Consider the following 16671-nt stretch of genomic DNA (forward strand, 5'->3'; position numbering starts at 1 on the left):
GCGGGAGCGCACAGATGCCTATTTTCATGGACCGGCATGACCTGACGGGAACCACGGCCGCAGACGTTGCCGAGGCACATAGCAAGGATCTTGAGATTCAGGACCAGTACGGCGTCAAGTTTCTGACCTACTGGTTCGACGAGCGGCGTGGAACCACATTTTGCCTCGTGGACGCGCCGGACGCTGAAACGGCCCAATGCGTGCACCGCCAGGCGCATGGCTTTGTCGCCGGCGAGGTCGTCGAAGTTGCCCTGTCGGCGGTCGAGGCGTTTCTTGGCCGGATATACGACCCGGAGCCTGCGCCGGGACAATCCCCAGCCGAAATGGATTCCGGCCACCGGGCTATCCTGTTCACCGATATCGTCGGCTCAACCGCGATGACGGCGCGTCTTGGCGATCGGATGGCAACCGAACTGGTCAGGGCGCACGACGCCGTGGTGCACAGATGCCTCGAACAGTTTTCCGGCCGGGAGGTGAAGCACACCGGTGACGGTGTCATGGCGACCTTCGCCTCGATAGCCGCAGCCGTCGATTGCGCCAGGGCGATCCAGAAGGAATTCGAACGTTACAATGAGGGCAATGCCGAACCGATTCATATCCGCATCGGACTGGATTGCGGCGAGCCCGTCGAGGACAGCAACGATCTGTTCGGCTCCACCGTGCAACTGGCGGCCCGCCTCTGCGATGCCGCCGCCAGCGATCAGATCCTGGTGTCGGAAAACATCTTTCGCGAGTACGGCACAGCCGATCTCTTCACGCAGGCAAAGCGCCGCCGGCTGAAGGGATTTTCGAAACCCATCCTGGCTTTCCGATGCGAATGGGCCAACGCCGGCGCGTAATACCAAGTCTCTATCATCGAGACTTGGTATAAGGCCACAAGCGGCGTGTGCCAGGGCCGGTGCCGGGGGTCAGACGAACCGTCATTGCCCCGCGGCGGTAAGAAACCGCCAGATTTCCCTGCAATCCGTCACCACCGTCCAGTTTTCCGTATAATCCCTGTCCAGTTGCAGGCGCCGGCAATATTGGCCGTCGGTACCGCTCACCAGCCGGTAGCCGATCAGGCCCGGGCGCGACTTGATGTAATATGACGTATTGGACCCATATCGCTCGATCTCCCGCATCGTCAACGGTGAGGGCCCGACGATGCTCATGTCGCCGCGCAGTACATTGAAGAGCTGCGGCAGCCCGTCCAGGCCCAGATGTTGAAGGACAGCGCCCAAGGGGGGAAGCGAGGCGTCCGGCTGATGCTTGCGCGTCCAGAGCGTTTCTGACGCCGCTGCCAGATGCTGGGTTGTCAGATATTGGGCAAAGTCCTCTCCTCCTCGGGGCGAAGAGGTCCGGAACTTCAAGCGTGCGAGGGATACGCCGTCATAGCCGATCTCGGTATGGCCGCAGAACACCGATCCTGTCGTCGATAATTTCACCAATGCTGCGATCATGAGAATAATGGGAGAGAATATCAGGATGATCGCAAGAGAAACAAGGATATCTATGAAGCGCTTGGTGAAGCCTCCAGTCGGTCTATACTGAAGATTGACAATATGTATGAGGGAATATTTGCCGTTTCTTGCCGCGGATGAAATCATGTTGAGCTCGAAGTGTTTTGGATTTTTCACAAGACCTGCCTTGCAGTCCAGGCAAAGTCCCCGGCAGGCAAGGCGCGGCGCCAACAAAAATCAAAGCCCTAGGCGGCCAGGTCTGCGCTAGGGACGTTTTTTACCGATGTAACATCCGTCATCACCTTCCTGTTCATCACAAAGAAGGCGAGGTTGGCAGGGCTGCGCAGGATAAAGGACGGATAATGCGATACCAGTTTCGTGAAGACCTTGGGATCCGGCAGGAACCGCTTCGCCGCCCCCCGCAGGAGCGCATAGACATAGGCGCCCTCATACAGTCGCTGCCTGAAGGCGATGGTTTCCACGTCCATGGAATAGATGCGGCTGTTGTTGCGCATGTAGTTGTACTGGATGGCAAGGCAGCCCTGGATGCTGATCGATTTCGGGCTTTCCCAGGAAACATTCGACCAATAAAGGTTTAAGCCTTCGCCGCAGCTGACATTCACCCGAGCGTCTACAGCCGTTGCATTGTCGATCGACAGCTCGATCCAGAAGATGTGATCTTCTCCGGCGCTTCTGAGCGAAGTGTTGAAGCGAAGATCCGGGTTTTTGCGGAAATTGTAGACGACCGTCGATGTCTGAGGCGGGCATTCGCGGATCATTGTCCGCGTCAGTTCACCGGCGCGAAAAACCGCGACCGGCTGCGAATATCCCGTCCCCCGGTTTTGGCTGAGCGCCTGCCATGTCTCGGGCAGGCACCGGAAATAGTCGCCGTAATGCTTGCTTCTTATGTGATTGCAAAAGAAGAAATCGCTGTTGCGCAGGCCCGACAGGGCCCTTTGGATGTGCAGCGGGGTCCAGATGTCGTCGGAGTCGAGGAATGAGACGAAATCGATCTCCTCGCCGGAAAGGCTGTTCAAGCCGGTGTTTCGCGCTCCGGCCGGGCCGGAATTGACCTGCGTGATGACGTTCAGCGAATGGCTGCTCTTGAACGAGAACCCTTCAAGCTCCTTGCTGGCTGCGTGCGGCGACGCGTCATCGACGATAACGACCTTCAGCGTAACGCCGGCAGGCAGCTGTTGCATCTCGACCGAGGCGAGCGCCCTGCGCAAAATTCCGTCTTCCGCCTGATAGAAAGGTATTATGACAGCGATATTGATCGTCATTTCAAACCCCGAATTATATGTACTATTAGACTCGCTACTGCTAGTTGTTTTGTATGTTTCAATATTACTACAGGTAATTAATCGGTATAAAACAAAAGTATTGTGCAGAATGCCTAAATTTCGAGCAAGAAACGCGTCATTTTTGTGACAAAATGATGAAATTTTGTCTTGGTAACCAAAATGTAACGCAGTTTTAAGCTTGTTATTCTGTGGATACACCAGTTGTTGTGGATGATCAATAGTAGTTGACGCGAATGTATCCGCGGTTACTTGACCTTTATTGGGGTGGAAAATCGGCGCAGGCCAAGAGGGCGGTTGAGGATAGGGATTGCCTTGCCGCGGCCTGCAATATCGAAGGACGCGGTGCGGCCGGCCGAGGCCGTTCCTTCAACCGCCGCAGCACCCCTTTTTGAAACCTGCCCTGCAGGGCGTCAGCCGACCAGCTTCAGGCCAATGCCCCAGGGGTCGATCAGGGAGACGGTATCGCCGTTGCGGGTCACCGGGATTTCCAGTTCATCAAGCTTGGCAACGGCGTTCTGCAGCTTGGCCGGATCGTTGAAATGGACCGTATAGTCCGACAGGCCGGTCATGTTGGCCTGGCGCTTGGGCGCGCCGCGCGAGTTCCAGATGTTGGCGCCGACATGATGGTGATACTTGCCCGAGGCAAAGAAGCTGGCACCGGGATAGGTGGCCATCAGGTTGAGGCCCAGCACGTCGCGGAAAAACGCGTTGGCCTGTGGAATGTCGGAAACCTGCAGATGGATATGGCCAATGGCCGTGCCGCTGGCCATGCCGTCCCACTTGTCCTTCGGGGCTTCGTCATAGAGCGCCTGCAGGTCGAGCGGCAGCGTCGCCATCTTCACCGTGCCGTCCTCTATAAAGGTCCACTCGCCGCGGGGCCGGTCGCGATAGACCTCGATGCCGTTGCCTTCCGGGTCGCCGAGATAGATGGCTTCCGAAACCAGGTGATCGGAGGCGCCCTGCAAAGGCACGTTGTTATGGGCGATATGCGCGAGCCAGCGGCCAAGCTCGGTGCGGTCAGGCACAAGGAAGGCGGTGTGGAACAGGCCCGGCGCATTCTGCGGCGCAATCGCCGCATTGCCTTGCGTTGTCAGCGTCAGCAACGGGCGGCCGGCAACGCCGAGCGTTTCGCCGCTTGCCGTCTTTTCGAGCAGCGTCAGCCCCATGATCGTCTGGTACCAGGAAGAGACCATCGGCAGGTCGCGCACGACAAGATGCGAATGATCGATATAGGCGGGCATGCGGATGGCGTGGTCTTCGGCGTGAACGGTCATGGGCGTGCTTCCTGCCTTGGCTGTGGTGACGGTGCCTCCGGTGACCAATGCCGTGGCCGAAAACTTCATGAACGTGCGTCTGTCGAAGCTGGCCATCGGTCCGGTCCCGTCTGATACTCTTCATGGACTATATGACGCGCGCGCGGCGTTCACGGAAGGTGCGGTATTGACGATGTACTGTTCTCAACCTGTTGACAATCGCCTGCGACCGTATGGCGGGTTGTGACTTTTCCATTCGCACACCTATATTGAATCTATCCGCGCAACACAGCGGATGACGGTCCGCAAGACAGGCCGTCATCCGCTGTGGCCGGCGCGGCGAACCCGAGGAGACAGTCATGTATTCGAGAATTATCGTTCCGATTGCCATGGACCAGCTGGAGCACGGCGAAAAGGTCCTGGAGCGCGCCAAGTCGCTGCTCGACGAGGGCGGCGAGATCATCCTGCTCAACGTCCTCGAAGATCTGAACGCCTATGCCCAGGGCTACATGATCGTCGATTTTCCGCTGGAAATGATGGAGGCCTCGCGCGGGCACGCCAGGAAGACGCTGATCGATCTCATGACAAAACATGGCATCAAGGGCCGCGTCGAAATCCGTATCGGCGGTGCAGCCGGCGTGATCAACGCCTATGCCGAAGAGGCGCAGGGCGACCTGGTCATCATCGCCTCGCACCGGCCGGGGCTGATCGATTATTTCATCGGCTCGACCGCCAGCCGCGTCGCCAGCCATTGCAAATGCGCGGTGCTGATCGACCGGTAGGCAGTGGGCAGGGACGCGGTTTGCTCCGTCTTCGCAGATAGTGGCGGCAGCCTTGCCGGACTGCCGCTCAGATCCTGTGCGCATGCCGCTCCAGGCGAGATGTCTGATTGTTGCAATTGTTGATCTTTCCCGCCCTGTTTCAGCCTTTAACCCTGTGTCAGATTGTTGCGGTTGCCGGGCGTGCCTGTTGACGGCAGACTGCGATGGCGGTTTGCGGGCGGGCAGGGGCCGTGACAAGAGGCCCGGCCGAAATCAGATACCGAAATGAAATACCGGAACGAAGCGTTGAGGGGCTACCGTGGAGATCAAGGGCATCAAGTGGAACTACGATCGTTCTGAGCTGATCGCCGATGGCGTCGTTCATGGCATCGGCCTTGCGTTTGCGCTGGTCGGCGTCACGGCGATGATCTTCTATGCCAGCGTCTGGAGCACCTCCGGACAATTGGCCGCCGCATGGATCTATGGCGGGGGGCTGGTTGCGACGCTGTCGATCTCCTTCCTCTACAATCTCTATCCGGTGTCGCAGACCAAATGGTTCCTGCGCCGTTTCGACCATTCGTCGATCTTCATCCTGATCGCCGCCACCTATACGCCCTTCCTGCAACGCGGCTGGGACGATCCCTACCTGTTCGGCATGCTGATCGGCATCTGGTCGATCGCCATCGTCGGCGTGCTGATCAAGTGCGTCTTTCCGGGCCGCTTTGATAAGGTGGCCATCCTGCTTTACCTCGCCATGGGCTGGAGCGGCGTCTTTGCTGCCGGTCCGCTTTTGTCGCAGCTGACGGAAACGACGCTGATCCTCATCCTGATCGGCGGCATTATCTATTCCTGCGGCGTGATCTTCCACGTCTGGGAAAAGCTGCGCTTCCAGAATGCCATCTGGCACGGCTTTGTCGTCACCGCCGCTGCGGTGCATTATTCCGCCGTTCTCACCTGCATCAGCAGCGCTTCGACCTGACGACAGATCGCGGCTTTGCAATCCTTGGGCCGTTCAACCAGCTGAAGCCGTGCAGCGAATTCAATGGGCCGTACCGTTCCTCTTCGGCAAGCGGGTTAAGGCAGGTTTTGATCGCAAACATTGATCCCGGCAATGGATGTCAATTTGGCGCCGCACCCGGTGCTGTCTTCGGCGCCTGATTGCATCCCGTTGCGGGGCGCAGCGTCCTGACCATGCGGCTGACAACTCCGTTATATGACTTGAGGGCTGCACGCGGATATTCCAGCTGGAAGTAGGCAGCACTGCCGTCACAAAGCGCCACGGCGCGCACATAGAGAATGTCGGCGCCCCGCGAACCGGAATAACTCGCCCAGCCTGGCGTTACCTTGTCGTAGGTTATCTCCCAGCCCTCCTGCCTGTCCCAGGTGATGCGTCGGCGGGCGTCGGTGGCGAAAGTGCCGTCCTCGACAGACGCGCCGAACAGCAAAAGTTTGGCGCCGCCGTCTTTTGAGCGGAAGGTTGCGCCATCGCCATTGTCGCTTTCCTGTGTCAGCATGAAGCCCGGCGGTACGTCGGCGCTGTAGTTGAAGCGTGGGTTGGAATAGCCGGTCCAGCCATCCGCCGCCAAAGCCGGACATGCTGTGAAAAGACCCGCAATCAGCAGCAGTGCAAATCTCAACGCTGTCTCCTTATGCGCAGCACAGGCGCGGCAAATCTCACCCATCGGGAACGATATCTGCCGCGTATTTATTCGCGGCGCATGCTGGTATTTACGGCGCGTGCCGGGCATGGCGAAGGCACCGTTCGGTCATTTGAAGCGCGATCCACCGCATAATTTTCCTTAAATCGGAATCGAATTGAGGGCAATTACGCAGCAAATTTAAAGTGCTACAGCGAGCTTAGCGCGTCATGAATGACGCGCGGCGCTGTAGCCTGCAGCTCATTCATGCTCAAACGACAGGGCGGCACCGTTGATGCTATAGCGCAGGCCGGCCGGTGGTGGGCCGTCGGGAAAGACATGGCCGAGATGCGCGCCGCAATCGGCGCAGCGGATTTCCGTGCGGGTCAGTCCATAGGAGGCATCCGGGTGACGCGTTACCGTATCGTCGCTCGCCGGTGCGAAAAAGCTCGGCCAGCCGGTGCCGGCTGCGAATTGGGCGTTTGAGCGAAAGAGCGGCCGGTTGCAGCAGATGCAGTAATAGGTGCCATGCCTGCCCGGTTCGAAATCCGGGCTTGAAAAGGCGCGCTCGGTGCCGCGCTGGCGGGTGATGCGATACTGGTCCGGGGTCAGTTGTGCCCGCCATTCCGCATCGGTCTTCATCACTTTCAAGGTGCTGGTGTCGCGCATCAATCCCTCCCTGATCTCACCGAAAACATAGGCGCCGCTCCGGTTCCGGCAACGGTGGCCGGCACCCCGGGCGATCAAATTCGAGATGATGCCAAGGATGCACCCACGGGATGGCTCAGACTGGCCTTTCGGTAGGCGCGGGCCGAAGAGCGAAGCTGTCCGACGGCGTCGAGGCCCTTGCAGGATGCTTTTGCATCGTGACTGCCGCCCCTCTCCTGGCCGGAAAACGAGGATCGAGCCGATCCTGTGGGTTTCCATCATTGATCCTTGGTATAGCAGCCTTGTGGCTGGTATTTTACCGTGAAGGCGGGCCGGGGGGGACTGTATATCTGCCGGCAACCTTGAGTTTGCCAACCGCTTGGCTTATCCCCAATGCATCCCTCGCGGCATTCGTCGCGGCATCCTGCTTTTCGTCACCTGCAACCCTGAAAGGCCCGCTGACCCGTGAATGTCGCAGACCTGACATTTCTGGCCCTCTGCCTTCCCTTTCTGGGTGCGCTCGCCGCACCCGCTCTGACACGGGTTCTCGGCCATAACGCAGCCTGGGTGCTGGCGCTCATTCCCGCCTTTGTCTTCCTGCATTTTCTCGGGTTTTCGGCCGAAATCGCCAGCGGTGGCGTCGTGACCGGCGGCTATCTCTGGGTGCCGTCCTTCAATGTCAGTTTCTCCTGGCTGCTTGACGGGCTGTCGCTGACCTTCCTGCTGTTGATCTCGGGCATCGGCGCGCTGATCGTGCTCTATTCCGGCGCTTATCTCAAAGGCCATCCGCATCAGGGGCGCTTCTTCTCGTTTCTCTTGATGTTCATGGGATCGATGCTCGGTCTGGTGGCCTCGGACAGTTTTCTGATGCTGTTCGTCTTCTGGGAACTGACCTCGATCACCTCGTTCCTCTTGATCGGCTTTGATCATCATCGCGAAGCCGCAAGGCGCGCGGCATTCCAGGCGCTTGTTGTCACCGGCGGCGGCGGGCTGTTGCTGCTCGCGGGGCTGATCGTCCTGTGGAACATCTCCGGCGTCACCCAGTTTTCGGCTCTCTCGCCGCTGGGTCCGGTGGTCAAGGCGAGCCCGCTCTATCTTGCAGCCCTCATCCTGGTGCTCGGCGGTGCCTTTACAAAATCGGCGCAGTTTCCGTTCCATTTCTGGCTGCCGAACGCCATGGAAGCGCCGACACCGGTCTCGGCGTACCTGCATTCGGCCACCATGGTGAAAGCCGGCGTCTACCTGTTGATGCGGCTCAATCCCGTGCTTGGCGGCACGCCGGAATGGCAGGTCATCCTGCCGGTGTTCGGCGCTGCGACGCTCATCGCCGGCGCGCTTCTGGCGGTGCGCCAGACCGACCTGAAGCTGATGCTTGCCTATACGACCATGTCGTCGCTCGGCCTTCTGGTCCTCCTGACCGGCTTTGGTGCGCCCCATGCCATCGAGGCGGCGGTGCTCTATCTCGTTGGGCATTCGCTGTTCAAGGGCGCGCTGTTCATGGTGGCAGGCATTATCGATCACGAGACCGGAACGCGCGACGTCACCCGGCTTGGCGGTCTGCGCTCTGCCATGCCGCTGACGTTTGCGATTGCGCTGGCCGCCGCCATCTCGATGGGCGGGCTGCCGCCGTCCTTCGGCTTTCTGGCGAAGGAGGAGGTCTATGCGGCTTTCTCATCCTTCAGTCTGCGCTCGATCGGCTTTGCCGCTTTTACCGTGATCGGCAATGCACTGATGTTCGCCGTTGCCTTTGCCGTGGCGCTGAAGCCGTTTATCGGACGGCCGGTGGCGACACCCAAGCACGCGCATGAGGCACCCGTCCTGCTCTGGCTCGGCCCGGCCGTGCTGGCGCTTTCCGGGTTTGCGGCCGCCGTGCTGCCGGGCCGTGTCCACGCGCTGATTTCCTCACCCATGGCATCGGCCATCGCCGGTGAACCGCGCAGCATCGACATATCGCTTGCGCCGCATATCGGCGTGCCGCTTGCCCTGTCGGTGCTGACCATTGTGTTCGGCGCCGGCTTCTATCTCGGTCTTGCCCGTCTGCGGGCGGCAGTTGCGGCGGTGCTCGAAGCTATCGGCTGGGGGCCGGATCGCGGTTTCGATCAGGCGATCCGTGGTCTCCTGCGCGCGGCCTTTGCCGTTACCCGGCGGCTGCAGAACGGCAGGCTCGACACCTATATGACAGTAACCTTCGTGTTGGTGGCCATCGTTCTTCTCCTGCCGCCGGTCCTGTTTGGCGAGCTGGCGCTGGCGCCGGTGTTTCCTGTCCTTCCGCTGCATGAACTGGTGATCATGATCATTGCGGTGATCGGCCTGTTTACCGTTGTCCTGGCCAAGAACCGGCTGACGGCGATCGTGTCGCTCGGCATTCAGGGATTTTCGGTCGCTGTCATCTTCCTGCTCTATGGCGCGCCGGATCTCGCCTTCACCCAGTTCATGATCGAAACGCTGGCCGTCGTCATCCTGGCGCTGGTGATGACACAGCTCAGGCTGTCGCAGTCCGATAAAAGGCCGTTGCGCCAGACGCTGCCGGACGCGGCGATTGCGCTTGCCTGCGGGTTGGGCGCGGGGCTGCTGCTCTTGAAAGTGACGCAAGCGCCGTTCAACACGGCACTGTCTGATTTCTTCGGCCAGTATTCCAAAACCATCGCCCATGGCGGCAATGTGGTGAATGTCATCATCGTCGATTTTCGCGGCACGGATACGCTCGGCGAGATTGCCGTGGTGATGATCGCAGGGCTTGCCATATTGTCGCTCATCCGCCTTAAGGCAGGCTCGATGCGCCGTATCGCCGACAATGATCCGGATCAAGAGGAGGGTGGCCGTTGAAATCGCTGATCTTGCGCACCATCGCTCCGGTCATCGTCAGCGTCATGGTGCTGTTTTCGATCTTCGTGCTCTTGCGCGGCCATAACGAGCCGGGCGGCGGTTTCATCGGCGGGCTGATCGCGGTTGCCGCTTTGTCGATCTATGGCATTGCCTTCGGCGTCGAGACGGTGCGGCGGGCAATCGTCTTTCATCCGCTGTCGATCGCCGGCGCCGGACTGCTGCTGGCAGCGCTGTCCGGCCTGTTGTCGATGGCCTTCCATGTGCCCTTCATGACCGGGCTGTGGGTCTATCCGGTGGTTCTGGGCGAAGAAATCCCGTTGTCGAGCGTCATGACGTTCGATATCGGCGTCTATCTGGTCGTTGTCGGCGCGGTCACATCCATTGCCCTGTCGCTCGAGGAAAGGGGGGAAGACTGATGGAACCTGTTTTCTGCGTCCTGACCGGCATCTTCCTGGCCGTCGCCGTTTATCTGCTCCTGTCGAAATCGATCATCCGCATGCTGCTCGGCGTCGCCATTCTCGGCAATGCGGTCAATCTGCTGATATTCACCAGCGGCCGCATCATGCGCGAGGTGCCGCCGGTGATCGGGGCAGGGCTCGACGTTCCCGCCGGCGCGACGGCCAATCCGCTGCCGCAGGCGCTGATCCTGACGGCAATCGTCATTTCCTTCTCGTTCTTTGCCTTCCTCTTGGTGCTCGCCTGGCGCGCCTATAGCGTTCTTGGAACAGACAACACCGATGCTATGCGCGTGGCCGAGCCGGACGGCGTAGAGCCGCCGCCGCTTGGATATTGACAGACATGGCTGTTTCCACTTCTCCCGCCGATCTCTCCGCAGCCCTGGTTCTTCAACCGGTGGCGGCGCTCGACTGGCTGGTGATCCTGCCCGCCGTCTGGTGCATCGCGATCGGCGCTCTCTTGATGATGATCCGCCACAAAGGCTGGCTGCATCCGCTGATCGCCGTGGCAGCGCTTGCCGTTCTCATCCTCTTCGATGCCGTGCTGCTCTGGCATGTGGCAGGATCCGGGCCTGTGACGATGGTCATGGGGCGCTGGCTGCCGCCCTTCGGCATCGCGTTCACGGCCGATCTTACCGGCGCCCTGTTTGCGTTGACGTCGGCGGTGGTGGCATTCGCCGGCGCCGTGGCGGCGATCGGCGACATCAATGCAAGCGGCCGGCGCTATGGCTTTTACCCGTTCCTGATGCTGCTGATGGCCGGCGTCAGCGGCGCCTTTCTCACCGGCGACATCTTCAATCTCTATGTCTGGTTCGAGGTTCTGCTGATCTCGTCGTTCGGACTGCTGGTGCTGGGTTCGGAGCGCGAGCAGATCGACGGGGCGGTCAAATACGGTTTTCTCAATCTCGTCGCGACAACGCTGTTCCTGATCACCACCGGCTACCTCTACGGAATTTTCGGCACCCTCAACATGGCCGACATTGCGCGCAAGGCGCCGGGGCTGCAGACGGCGGCACCGCTGGTAACGCTGACGGCACTCTACATCCTCGCCTTCTCGATGAAGGCTGCCGCGTTTCCGCTGAACTTCTGGCTGCCCGCCTCCTATCACACCCCGCGCATCGTCGTGTCGGCGCTGTTTGCCGGCCTGCTCACCAAGGTCGGGATCTATGGCCTGATCCGCATCTGCGCCATGCTGTTTCCGGCCGAGCGGGCGCTTTTGAGCCCGGTCCTTGCGTTTGCCGCGGTTCTGACGATGCTCACCGGCACGCTCGGCGCGCTGGCGCAGACCGATACGCGCCGCCTGCTTGGTTACCTCATCATCTCCGGCATCGGCGCCATGCTTGCCGGCCTTTCGCTTGGCGGCCCGGATGCGATCAGCGCGGTGATTTTCTATGCGCTTCATTCCATGCTGGTGATGACGGCGCTCTATCTGGCTGCCGGTGTTGCCGCCCGCCTTGGTGGCGGATTTTCGCTTGCCGGCGTCGGCGGGCTCTATCGCCATCACCTGCTGTTTGCGGCGCTGTCGCTGACGCTGTTCTTCGCCGTGTCCGGCCTGCCGCCGTTTTCCGGTTTCTGGCCGAAGGTCATGCTGGTCAAGGCTGCCATCGATGCCGGCGTTTCCTGGCTGGCGGGTATCCTGCTTTTGTCCGGCTTCCTGACCATGATCGCCACCGGCCGGGTGTTCTTGCTTGCCTATTGGCGCCCGGTGGACGCTGAGCCATCGGCGACACCGGAGCCGCTCGATACAACCGCCCTGTTGCCGCTCATGGTCCTGACGGCGCTCAGCATTGTCATCGGGTTGTTTCCCGAGCCCCTCATGAACCTTGTCCAGCAGGCCGCATCGGCGCTTGCCGAGCCGTCGGCCTATCTCAACTCCGTCTTCCCGGCGGGAGGTGCGCCATGACATTCCTTCTCGTCAATCTGCTGCTGACGCTGACCTGGACGGCCGTATCGGGCAGTTTCAGCGCGCATAATCTGCTGCTCGGCTTTGCCGTCGGAGCGCTGTCGCTATGGCTGGTGCGCGAACAGTTTTCCGCGGCGCGCCGCCGCATCCGTCCCGTCAAGCTTTTGCTGCTTGCCGCCCTGTTCTTCAAGGAACTGGCGCTCTCGGCCATCAAGGTGGCGGTCATGGTGCTGCGGCCGGATATGCGGCTGCGGCCGGGCATCTTTGCCTTCCCGCTGTCGCTGACCCGCGATTTCGAGATCACGCTGCTTGCCAATCTGATTACCCTGACGCCGGGCACGCTGTCGGTCGATGTCTCCGACGATCGCAAGACCCTTTATGTCCACGCGCTCGACTGCCACGATCCGGCGGCCGAAAAACGGGCAATTTCCATGGGCTTCGAACGCCGGATCCGGGAGGCCTTTCCGCTGTGAGTGCCTCCGAAATCCTGTCCTATTCGATATATTTCGCTGCTGCTGCCCTGTCGCTCGGCCTGCTTTTGACGGTGGTGCGGATTCTGCGCGGGCCGGCATTGCCCGACCGGGTGCTCGGTCTCGACATGCTGGTGGCGATTGCCATCGGCTTCATCGCCGTCATCGCCATCAAAAGCGGCTTCAATCTCTACATCGACATCGCCATTGCGCTGAGCCTTGTCGGCTTCCTTGCAACCGTCGCCTTTGCCCGTTTCATCCTGGCGCGCGGCCTTTCGACGGAAACGGAGAAGGGGCGCGAGGCAGGGCCAAAGCCCAAGCAGGACAAGTCCGGGCACGAGAAGTCCGGGCGCCGCAAACGCAAGGGAGCCCGGTAATGGCCGCCGACCTCGATATGATCACGGCGATTGCCGTCAGCGTGCTTTTGGTCGCAGGGTCTGTCTTTACCGTGCTGGCAGCGCTCGGGCTGCTGCGCTTTCCCGACCTTTATACCCGCATGCATGCCGCCTCGAAGGCAGGCACCGTCGGCTCCGGCCTGCTTCTTCTGGCCGCCGGCATTCATGCGGGCGAGACCGCCATCCTGTTGCGGGCGCTCGCCGGTTTTGCCTTCTTCGTTCTAACGGCGCCGGTTTCCGCCCATCTGCTCGCCAAGGCGGCGCATCAGGCAGGCTACAGGTTGACCAACCTCTCGGTCACCGACCAGTTGCCACAATCAAAGCAGAAATCAGCTGTGATCTAGAGCGCGACGCCTTTATTCGAACGTATTCTGCCGCAAAACATGCGGCCGCTCAGGCCGGATGATGCCGGCCTTTTGTTTTTCAGATGGGATAGCCTATTTCATTCAACAGGATGTGTACCGTCAAAGTTTGATCTGCTTGATTTAGGGAAATGTGTTGAAGGGCGAAAGTAGAATATCGGCGACTATCAGCCGAACGCCGCGTTCAAGAGGGCAACGTATCGTAATGTTTCCCCGGCCAAGGCGGTTGGTTTCACTTTCCAAGATGAATAGGCTAAATTTCGCATAAATTATTATTGGACTTTTGCTCGTTCGATGTTAATCGAGTAACGGCAAAGTGTCCACTTTCCATATTACTTCGGTAAGAAATTCCAGTTTGGGTTGTGAGTGTTGGTTGTTGCTTTGAGGCGTCTGGATGTCCCGATGCTTTGGTAACTGATTCCAATCCTTGTGAATTGGGAGTATTATGAGGTTTGTCGCTGTTTTCAGTTGTGGTCAGGGGTGACGTTCCTCTGGTGCGGCGGCAAACAGCGACTTTTTGGGCGCTTTCTCAGTACGGTTTAGCTGTGCCCGCGATAAACCCCTCGCGGCACATTTGAAGAATTCCGATAGGAGAAAGAAAGAATGACGGATCTATCGCTTGGCTCGGGCCACGATCTTCTGGTTGAACTCACCGCAGAGATCGTTGCTGCCTATGTCAGCAATCATGTTGTGCCGGTCACCGAACTGTCGTCGTTGATCGGCGACGTGCATGCCGCCTTGAACAATACCAGCAGCCCGGCTCCGGTCGCAGTCGTGGTCGAGAAGCCGAAGCCTGCCGTATCTGTGCGCAAGTCGGTTCAGGACGATCAGATCACCTGTTTGGAATGCGGTGGCACCTTCAAGTCGCTGAAGCGCCACCTGATGACGCATCATACGCTGTCGCCGGAAGAATATCGCGAGAAGTGGGACCTGCCGGCCGATTATCCGATGGTCGCTCCCGCCTATGCCGAAGCGCGCTCGCGCCTCGCCAAGGAAATGGGCCTCGGTCAGCGCCGCAAGCGCCGCACCAAGTAAGCCACACGCATATCAGCGATAAAACATCCAAGCCGGCCTGGCTCCCACAGGCCGGCTTTTTCATTTCCGCGGTCGATACGCAAAATGCAAGGACGAGGAAAATATACCTACATTTTTCTGTCGGAGTGCCGGAAAACATTGATAAAACAACGACAGGTTGTGGGTGGGCGCTTTCATTCATCCCCGCGACCGCACTAGGGTGTATGAATTAATTCCTATTACAAGGAGTAAGCCATGCACCTCAGCAATCCCCATCGGCCCTCGTCCCAGAAACAGTCCATGCCGGCCCTGAGGCCGCGCGGGGTGCCGGTCAAGCCTTCGGCAATACCGCCGGGATCTGGCAGCCTTGCCGATCCATGGGGCCCGGTTTTGTCCGTTGCCGCCCATCATAGATGCCGCCTCGTGCGTCAGGTGACGGCGGAGATGGTGATGCTGGTGGGAGAGCGCGTGCCGCTCAGGCGTGACCGCCGCCGCACCAGCTGCCATGTCCGGCAGATCTCCATGTATGTCTGCCACGTCGTTCTGCAGATTTCGCTGACCGATATCGGCTATTCCTTCGGGCGTGACCGCACGACCGTCAGCCATGCCTGCAATGTCGTCGAAGACCGGCGCGACGACCGGGCCTTCGACGATTTCATCGCCGCGCTGGAGCGCGTCGTCACCTGCTTCTTCGGTGCGCCGGGAGGACGTGACCATGCATGAGACACAAGCCAATAGCGCCCGCGCCACGCAAAAGGACATTGTCCGCTTCGTCCGCTATGTCGCCACCCATGCTCCAGTCCGGCTGACGCGGGGCGAGGCGGCGATGATGCTCGCCCGCAAGGTGGATGGCCGCAGTAAGGTGGATGGCCGGGGTGGAGACAACCCGTCACGCCCGGTCGCCTGCACGACGGTTGACATGGCGCGTTCCCTCGGACTGGTTATCGTTGAGGGTGACACCGTGCGGGCAACGGCGCAAGCCCCGGCTTTCCTGCGCCGCGCCCTTGTGGACCCGCAAGAGGCGTTCCTGGAGCAGCACCGCGAAATCCAAACCGCGACCATCGCCGTGGACGGCATCCGGCAAGTCGTCCGGGTCAATCAGCTGGAATCGCCGCTCGGTGCTGCCGCCCGTCTAAAGGAGAAATCCGGCCAGCCCCTGCTGCCGCCTGAGGCGATCGCGGCGGGCGAAAGGCTGCATGCCGATTTTACCCGCGCGCAATTGCAGCCACGGCTGACCATGGAATATGCGCCGCGGCTGTCAACGAAAACCAGGGGAGGTGCCGGCGGCACGGCCGATCTTTGCGATACGGCCCTTGCGGCGCGGCTTCGCGTCGGCAGGGCGATGGAGGCGATCGGACCGGAACTGTGCGGCGTGGCGCTGGATGTCTGCTGCTTCCAGAAGGGGCTGGAACTCGTCGAGCGGGAGCGGCAATGGCCGGCGCGCTCGGCCAAGCTGATGCTGCGAACCGCCCTGATGGCGCTTGCCCGCCACTACGCGCCGCCTAAGCCGGATGCAAGGAGAAGCCATGCCTGGGGAGCGGAGGGTTACCGGCCGGATGCGGGCGATCTTGTATTCTAGAGCATGTCGCGCAACGGTATACGACACGACGTATTTGGGCTGGGTTGCCCCTCACCCTAGCCTTCTCCCCGCACGCGGGAGAGGGGATGACGGAGTTTGCCGCTTGTCCCTTCTCCCCGTCAAAACGGGGAGAAGGTGCCCGATAGGGCGGATGAGGGGCCATTGTCGTGTATTGTGGAATCTGACAGATCGCGATGCGCTTCAGGCCGCCAGTTGGCGGGCAGCCTCGTCCTTGATGCGCTTGATCATGGAGCGCAACCCGTTGGCGCGCTGCGCCGTCAGATATTCGATCAGCCCCATGCGGCCAAACAGATCGATGGCGTCGGTCTTGACGATATCCGAGGCGTGCTGGCCGGAAAAGATCGACAGCGCGATGGCGACCAGGCCGCGGACGATATGGGCATCCGATTCGCCCTCGAAGGTCAGGATCGGATCGCTTGCCGCAGGACTGGCATGGGTGACCAGCCAGACCTGGCTGGCGCAGCCCTGCACCTTGTTGTCGGCCGTGCGCTTGTCTTGCGGCATCTCCGGCAGCTTGCGGCCGAGCTCGATGACATAGCTCATCCGGTCCTGCCAATCGTCCAGATAGGCGCAATTGTCGATGATCTCGGCAAGCGGCGTGATC

The 16671-nt window shown here is 60.3% G+C and carries 20 protein-coding genes; 14 read left to right on the forward strand and 6 right to left on the reverse strand.

Annotation, left to right across the window (positions count from 1 at the left end; translation table 11 throughout):
* Window positions 1-14: 14 nt before the first annotated feature.
* Complete coding sequence (locus AC1D17_RS09790; protein WP_477565208.1) at window positions 15-839, forward strand: nickel-binding protein; 825 nt, start codon at window positions 15-17, stop codon at window positions 837-839.
* A gap of 81 nt (window positions 840-920) precedes the next feature.
* Here AC1D17_RS09790 and AC1D17_RS09795 read toward each other — a convergent pair whose 3' ends face one another.
* The 3 genes from AC1D17_RS09795 to AC1D17_RS09805 form a co-directional block, all read right to left on the reverse strand.
* Window positions 921-1616 (reverse strand): sugar transferase, encoded by a 696-nt coding sequence (locus AC1D17_RS09795; RefSeq protein WP_477565209.1) that lies wholly within the window; start codon window positions 1614-1616, stop codon window positions 921-923.
* 68 nt (window positions 1617-1684) lie between these two features.
* Window positions 1685-2941 carry a glycosyltransferase family A protein gene (locus AC1D17_RS09800; protein ID WP_477565210.1) on the reverse strand — a complete coding sequence of 419 codons (1257 nt, stop codon included), beginning with the start codon at window positions 2939-2941 and terminating at the stop codon, window positions 1685-1687.
* Window positions 2942-3153: 212 nt separating this feature from the next.
* Window positions 3154-4017, reverse strand: coding sequence for a VOC family protein (locus AC1D17_RS09805; protein WP_477565211.1), 864 nt, complete (start codon window positions 4015-4017; stop codon window positions 3154-3156).
* Between AC1D17_RS09805 and AC1D17_RS09810 the strand changes: the two genes are divergently transcribed.
* The 3 genes from AC1D17_RS09810 to trhA all read left to right on the forward strand — a co-directional run bounded on the left by AC1D17_RS09810 (window position 4016) and on the right by trhA (window position 5736).
* The gene (locus tag AC1D17_RS09810) at window positions 4016-4243 is read left to right on the forward strand and encodes a hypothetical protein (RefSeq protein ID WP_477565212.1); all 228 of its coding nucleotides are present in this window, start codon (window positions 4016-4018) and stop codon (window positions 4241-4243) included. The two genes, AC1D17_RS09805 and AC1D17_RS09810, sit on opposite strands and share 2 nt — an antisense overlap.
* A gap of 112 nt (window positions 4244-4355) precedes the next feature.
* Entirely contained in the window at window positions 4356-4778 is a 423-nt protein-coding gene (locus AC1D17_RS09815; protein WP_477565213.1) for a universal stress protein, read from the forward strand.
* A 298-nt stretch (window positions 4779-5076) separates the two neighbouring features.
* Window positions 5077-5736: a PAQR family membrane homeostasis protein TrhA gene (gene trhA / locus AC1D17_RS09820; RefSeq protein WP_477565214.1), complete on the forward strand. Its 660-nt coding sequence runs from the start codon at window positions 5077-5079 to the stop codon at window positions 5734-5736.
* A 139-nt stretch (window positions 5737-5875) separates the two neighbouring features.
* On the opposite strand, the gene AC1D17_RS09825 is transcribed toward trhA, so the two are convergent.
* Window positions 5876-6394 (reverse strand): hypothetical protein, encoded by a 519-nt coding sequence (locus AC1D17_RS09825; RefSeq protein ID WP_477565215.1) that lies wholly within the window; start codon window positions 6392-6394, stop codon window positions 5876-5878.
* Window positions 6395-6655: 261 nt separating this feature from the next.
* On the reverse strand, window positions 6656-7063 hold the full coding sequence (gene msrB, locus AC1D17_RS09830; protein WP_477565216.1) for a peptide-methionine (R)-S-oxide reductase MsrB: 408 nt from the start codon (window positions 7061-7063) through the stop codon (window positions 6656-6658).
* Window positions 7064-7507: 444 nt separating this feature from the next.
* On the opposite strand from msrB, the gene AC1D17_RS09835 reads away from it, so the two are divergent.
* From AC1D17_RS09835 to AC1D17_RS09880, 10 genes are all read left to right on the forward strand, one after another.
* A complete protein-coding gene (locus tag AC1D17_RS09835; RefSeq protein ID WP_477565217.1) occupies window positions 7508-9868 on the forward strand; it encodes a putative monovalent cation/H+ antiporter subunit A in 2361 nt (786 codons plus the stop codon).
* Window positions 9865-10284: a Na(+)/H(+) antiporter subunit B gene (locus tag AC1D17_RS09840; RefSeq protein ID WP_477565218.1), complete on the forward strand. Its 420-nt coding sequence runs from the start codon at window positions 9865-9867 to the stop codon at window positions 10282-10284. The genes AC1D17_RS09835 and AC1D17_RS09840 overlap by 4 nt, the downstream gene beginning before the upstream one ends.
* On the forward strand, window positions 10284-10661 hold the full coding sequence (locus tag AC1D17_RS09845; protein ID WP_477565219.1) for a Na+/H+ antiporter subunit C: 378 nt from the start codon (window positions 10284-10286) through the stop codon (window positions 10659-10661). The genes AC1D17_RS09840 and AC1D17_RS09845 overlap by 1 nt, the downstream gene beginning before the upstream one ends.
* Window positions 10662-10666: 5 nt before the next feature.
* Window positions 10667-12226 (forward strand): Na+/H+ antiporter subunit D, encoded by a 1560-nt coding sequence (locus AC1D17_RS09850; RefSeq protein WP_477565220.1) that lies wholly within the window; start codon window positions 10667-10669, stop codon window positions 12224-12226.
* Window positions 12223-12699 carry a Na+/H+ antiporter subunit E gene (locus AC1D17_RS09855; RefSeq protein WP_477565221.1) on the forward strand — a complete coding sequence of 159 codons (477 nt, stop codon included), beginning with the start codon at window positions 12223-12225 and terminating at the stop codon, window positions 12697-12699. The genes AC1D17_RS09850 and AC1D17_RS09855 overlap by 4 nt, the downstream gene beginning before the upstream one ends.
* Window positions 12696-13073 (forward strand): cation:proton antiporter, encoded by a 378-nt coding sequence (locus tag AC1D17_RS09860; RefSeq protein ID WP_477565222.1) that lies wholly within the window; start codon window positions 12696-12698, stop codon window positions 13071-13073. Before AC1D17_RS09855 ends, AC1D17_RS09860 begins: the two co-directional genes overlap by 4 nt.
* Window positions 13073-13435, forward strand: a complete 363-nt coding sequence (mnhG, locus tag AC1D17_RS09865) for a monovalent cation/H(+) antiporter subunit G (protein ID WP_477565223.1) — start codon at window positions 13073-13075, stop codon at window positions 13433-13435. The genes AC1D17_RS09860 and mnhG overlap by 1 nt, the downstream gene beginning before the upstream one ends.
* Window positions 13436-14056: 621 nt before the next feature.
* Window positions 14057-14488 carry a Ros/MucR family transcriptional regulator gene (locus AC1D17_RS09870; protein ID WP_477565224.1) on the forward strand — a complete coding sequence of 144 codons (432 nt, stop codon included), beginning with the start codon at window positions 14057-14059 and terminating at the stop codon, window positions 14486-14488.
* Window positions 14489-14722: 234 nt separating this feature from the next.
* Window positions 14723-15190 (forward strand): helix-turn-helix domain-containing protein, encoded by a 468-nt coding sequence (locus AC1D17_RS09875; RefSeq protein ID WP_477565225.1) that lies wholly within the window; start codon window positions 14723-14725, stop codon window positions 15188-15190.
* The gene (locus tag AC1D17_RS09880) at window positions 15183-16046 is read left to right on the forward strand and encodes a DUF6456 domain-containing protein (RefSeq protein ID WP_477565226.1); all 864 of its coding nucleotides are present in this window, start codon (window positions 15183-15185) and stop codon (window positions 16044-16046) included. The genes AC1D17_RS09875 and AC1D17_RS09880 overlap by 8 nt, the downstream gene beginning before the upstream one ends.
* A 201-nt stretch (window positions 16047-16247) precedes the next feature.
* On the opposite strand, the gene AC1D17_RS09885 is transcribed toward AC1D17_RS09880, so the two are convergent.
* The gene (locus AC1D17_RS09885; protein WP_477565265.1) at window positions 16248-16670 is read right to left on the reverse strand and encodes a SufE family protein; all 423 of its coding nucleotides are present in this window, start codon (window positions 16668-16670) and stop codon (window positions 16248-16250) included.
* Window position 16671 lies beyond the last annotated feature (1 nt).

It is taken from the genome of Pararhizobium sp. P1_E7 (assembly GCF_056405855.1).

Excerpts from the sequence above, each read along its gene's own strand:
- AC1D17_RS09870 (WP_477565224.1), top strand. The coding sequence starts at position 14,057 with ATGACGGATCTATCGCTTGGCTCGGGCCACGATCTTCTGGTTGAACTC.
- AC1D17_RS09845 (WP_477565219.1), top strand. The coding sequence starts at position 10,284 with ATGGAACCTGTTTTCTGCGTCCTGACCGGCATCTTCCTGGCCGTCGCC.
- AC1D17_RS09815 (WP_477565213.1), top strand. The coding sequence starts at position 4,356 with ATGTATTCGAGAATTATCGTTCCGATTGCCATGGACCAGCTGGAGCAC.
- AC1D17_RS09790 (WP_477565208.1), top strand. The coding sequence starts at position 15 with ATGCCTATTTTCATGGACCGGCATGACCTGACGGGAACCACGGCCGCA.
- AC1D17_RS09875 (WP_477565225.1), top strand. The coding sequence starts at position 14,723 with ATGCACCTCAGCAATCCCCATCGGCCCTCGTCCCAGAAACAGTCCATG.
- AC1D17_RS09810 (WP_477565212.1), top strand. The coding sequence starts at position 4,016 with ATGGGCGTGCTTCCTGCCTTGGCTGTGGTGACGGTGCCTCCGGTGACC.
- AC1D17_RS09805 (WP_477565211.1), bottom strand. The coding sequence starts at position 4,017 with ATGACCGTTCACGCCGAAGACCACGCCATCCGCATGCCCGCCTATATC.
- mnhG (WP_477565223.1), top strand. The coding sequence starts at position 13,073 with ATGGCCGCCGACCTCGATATGATCACGGCGATTGCCGTCAGCGTGCTT.
- msrB (WP_477565216.1), bottom strand. The coding sequence starts at position 7,063 with ATGCGCGACACCAGCACCTTGAAAGTGATGAAGACCGATGCGGAATGG.
- AC1D17_RS09850 (WP_477565220.1), top strand. The coding sequence starts at position 10,667 with ATGGCTGTTTCCACTTCTCCCGCCGATCTCTCCGCAGCCCTGGTTCTT.
- AC1D17_RS09855 (WP_477565221.1), top strand. The coding sequence starts at position 12,223 with ATGACATTCCTTCTCGTCAATCTGCTGCTGACGCTGACCTGGACGGCC.
- AC1D17_RS09880 (WP_477565226.1), top strand. The coding sequence starts at position 15,183 with ATGCATGAGACACAAGCCAATAGCGCCCGCGCCACGCAAAAGGACATT.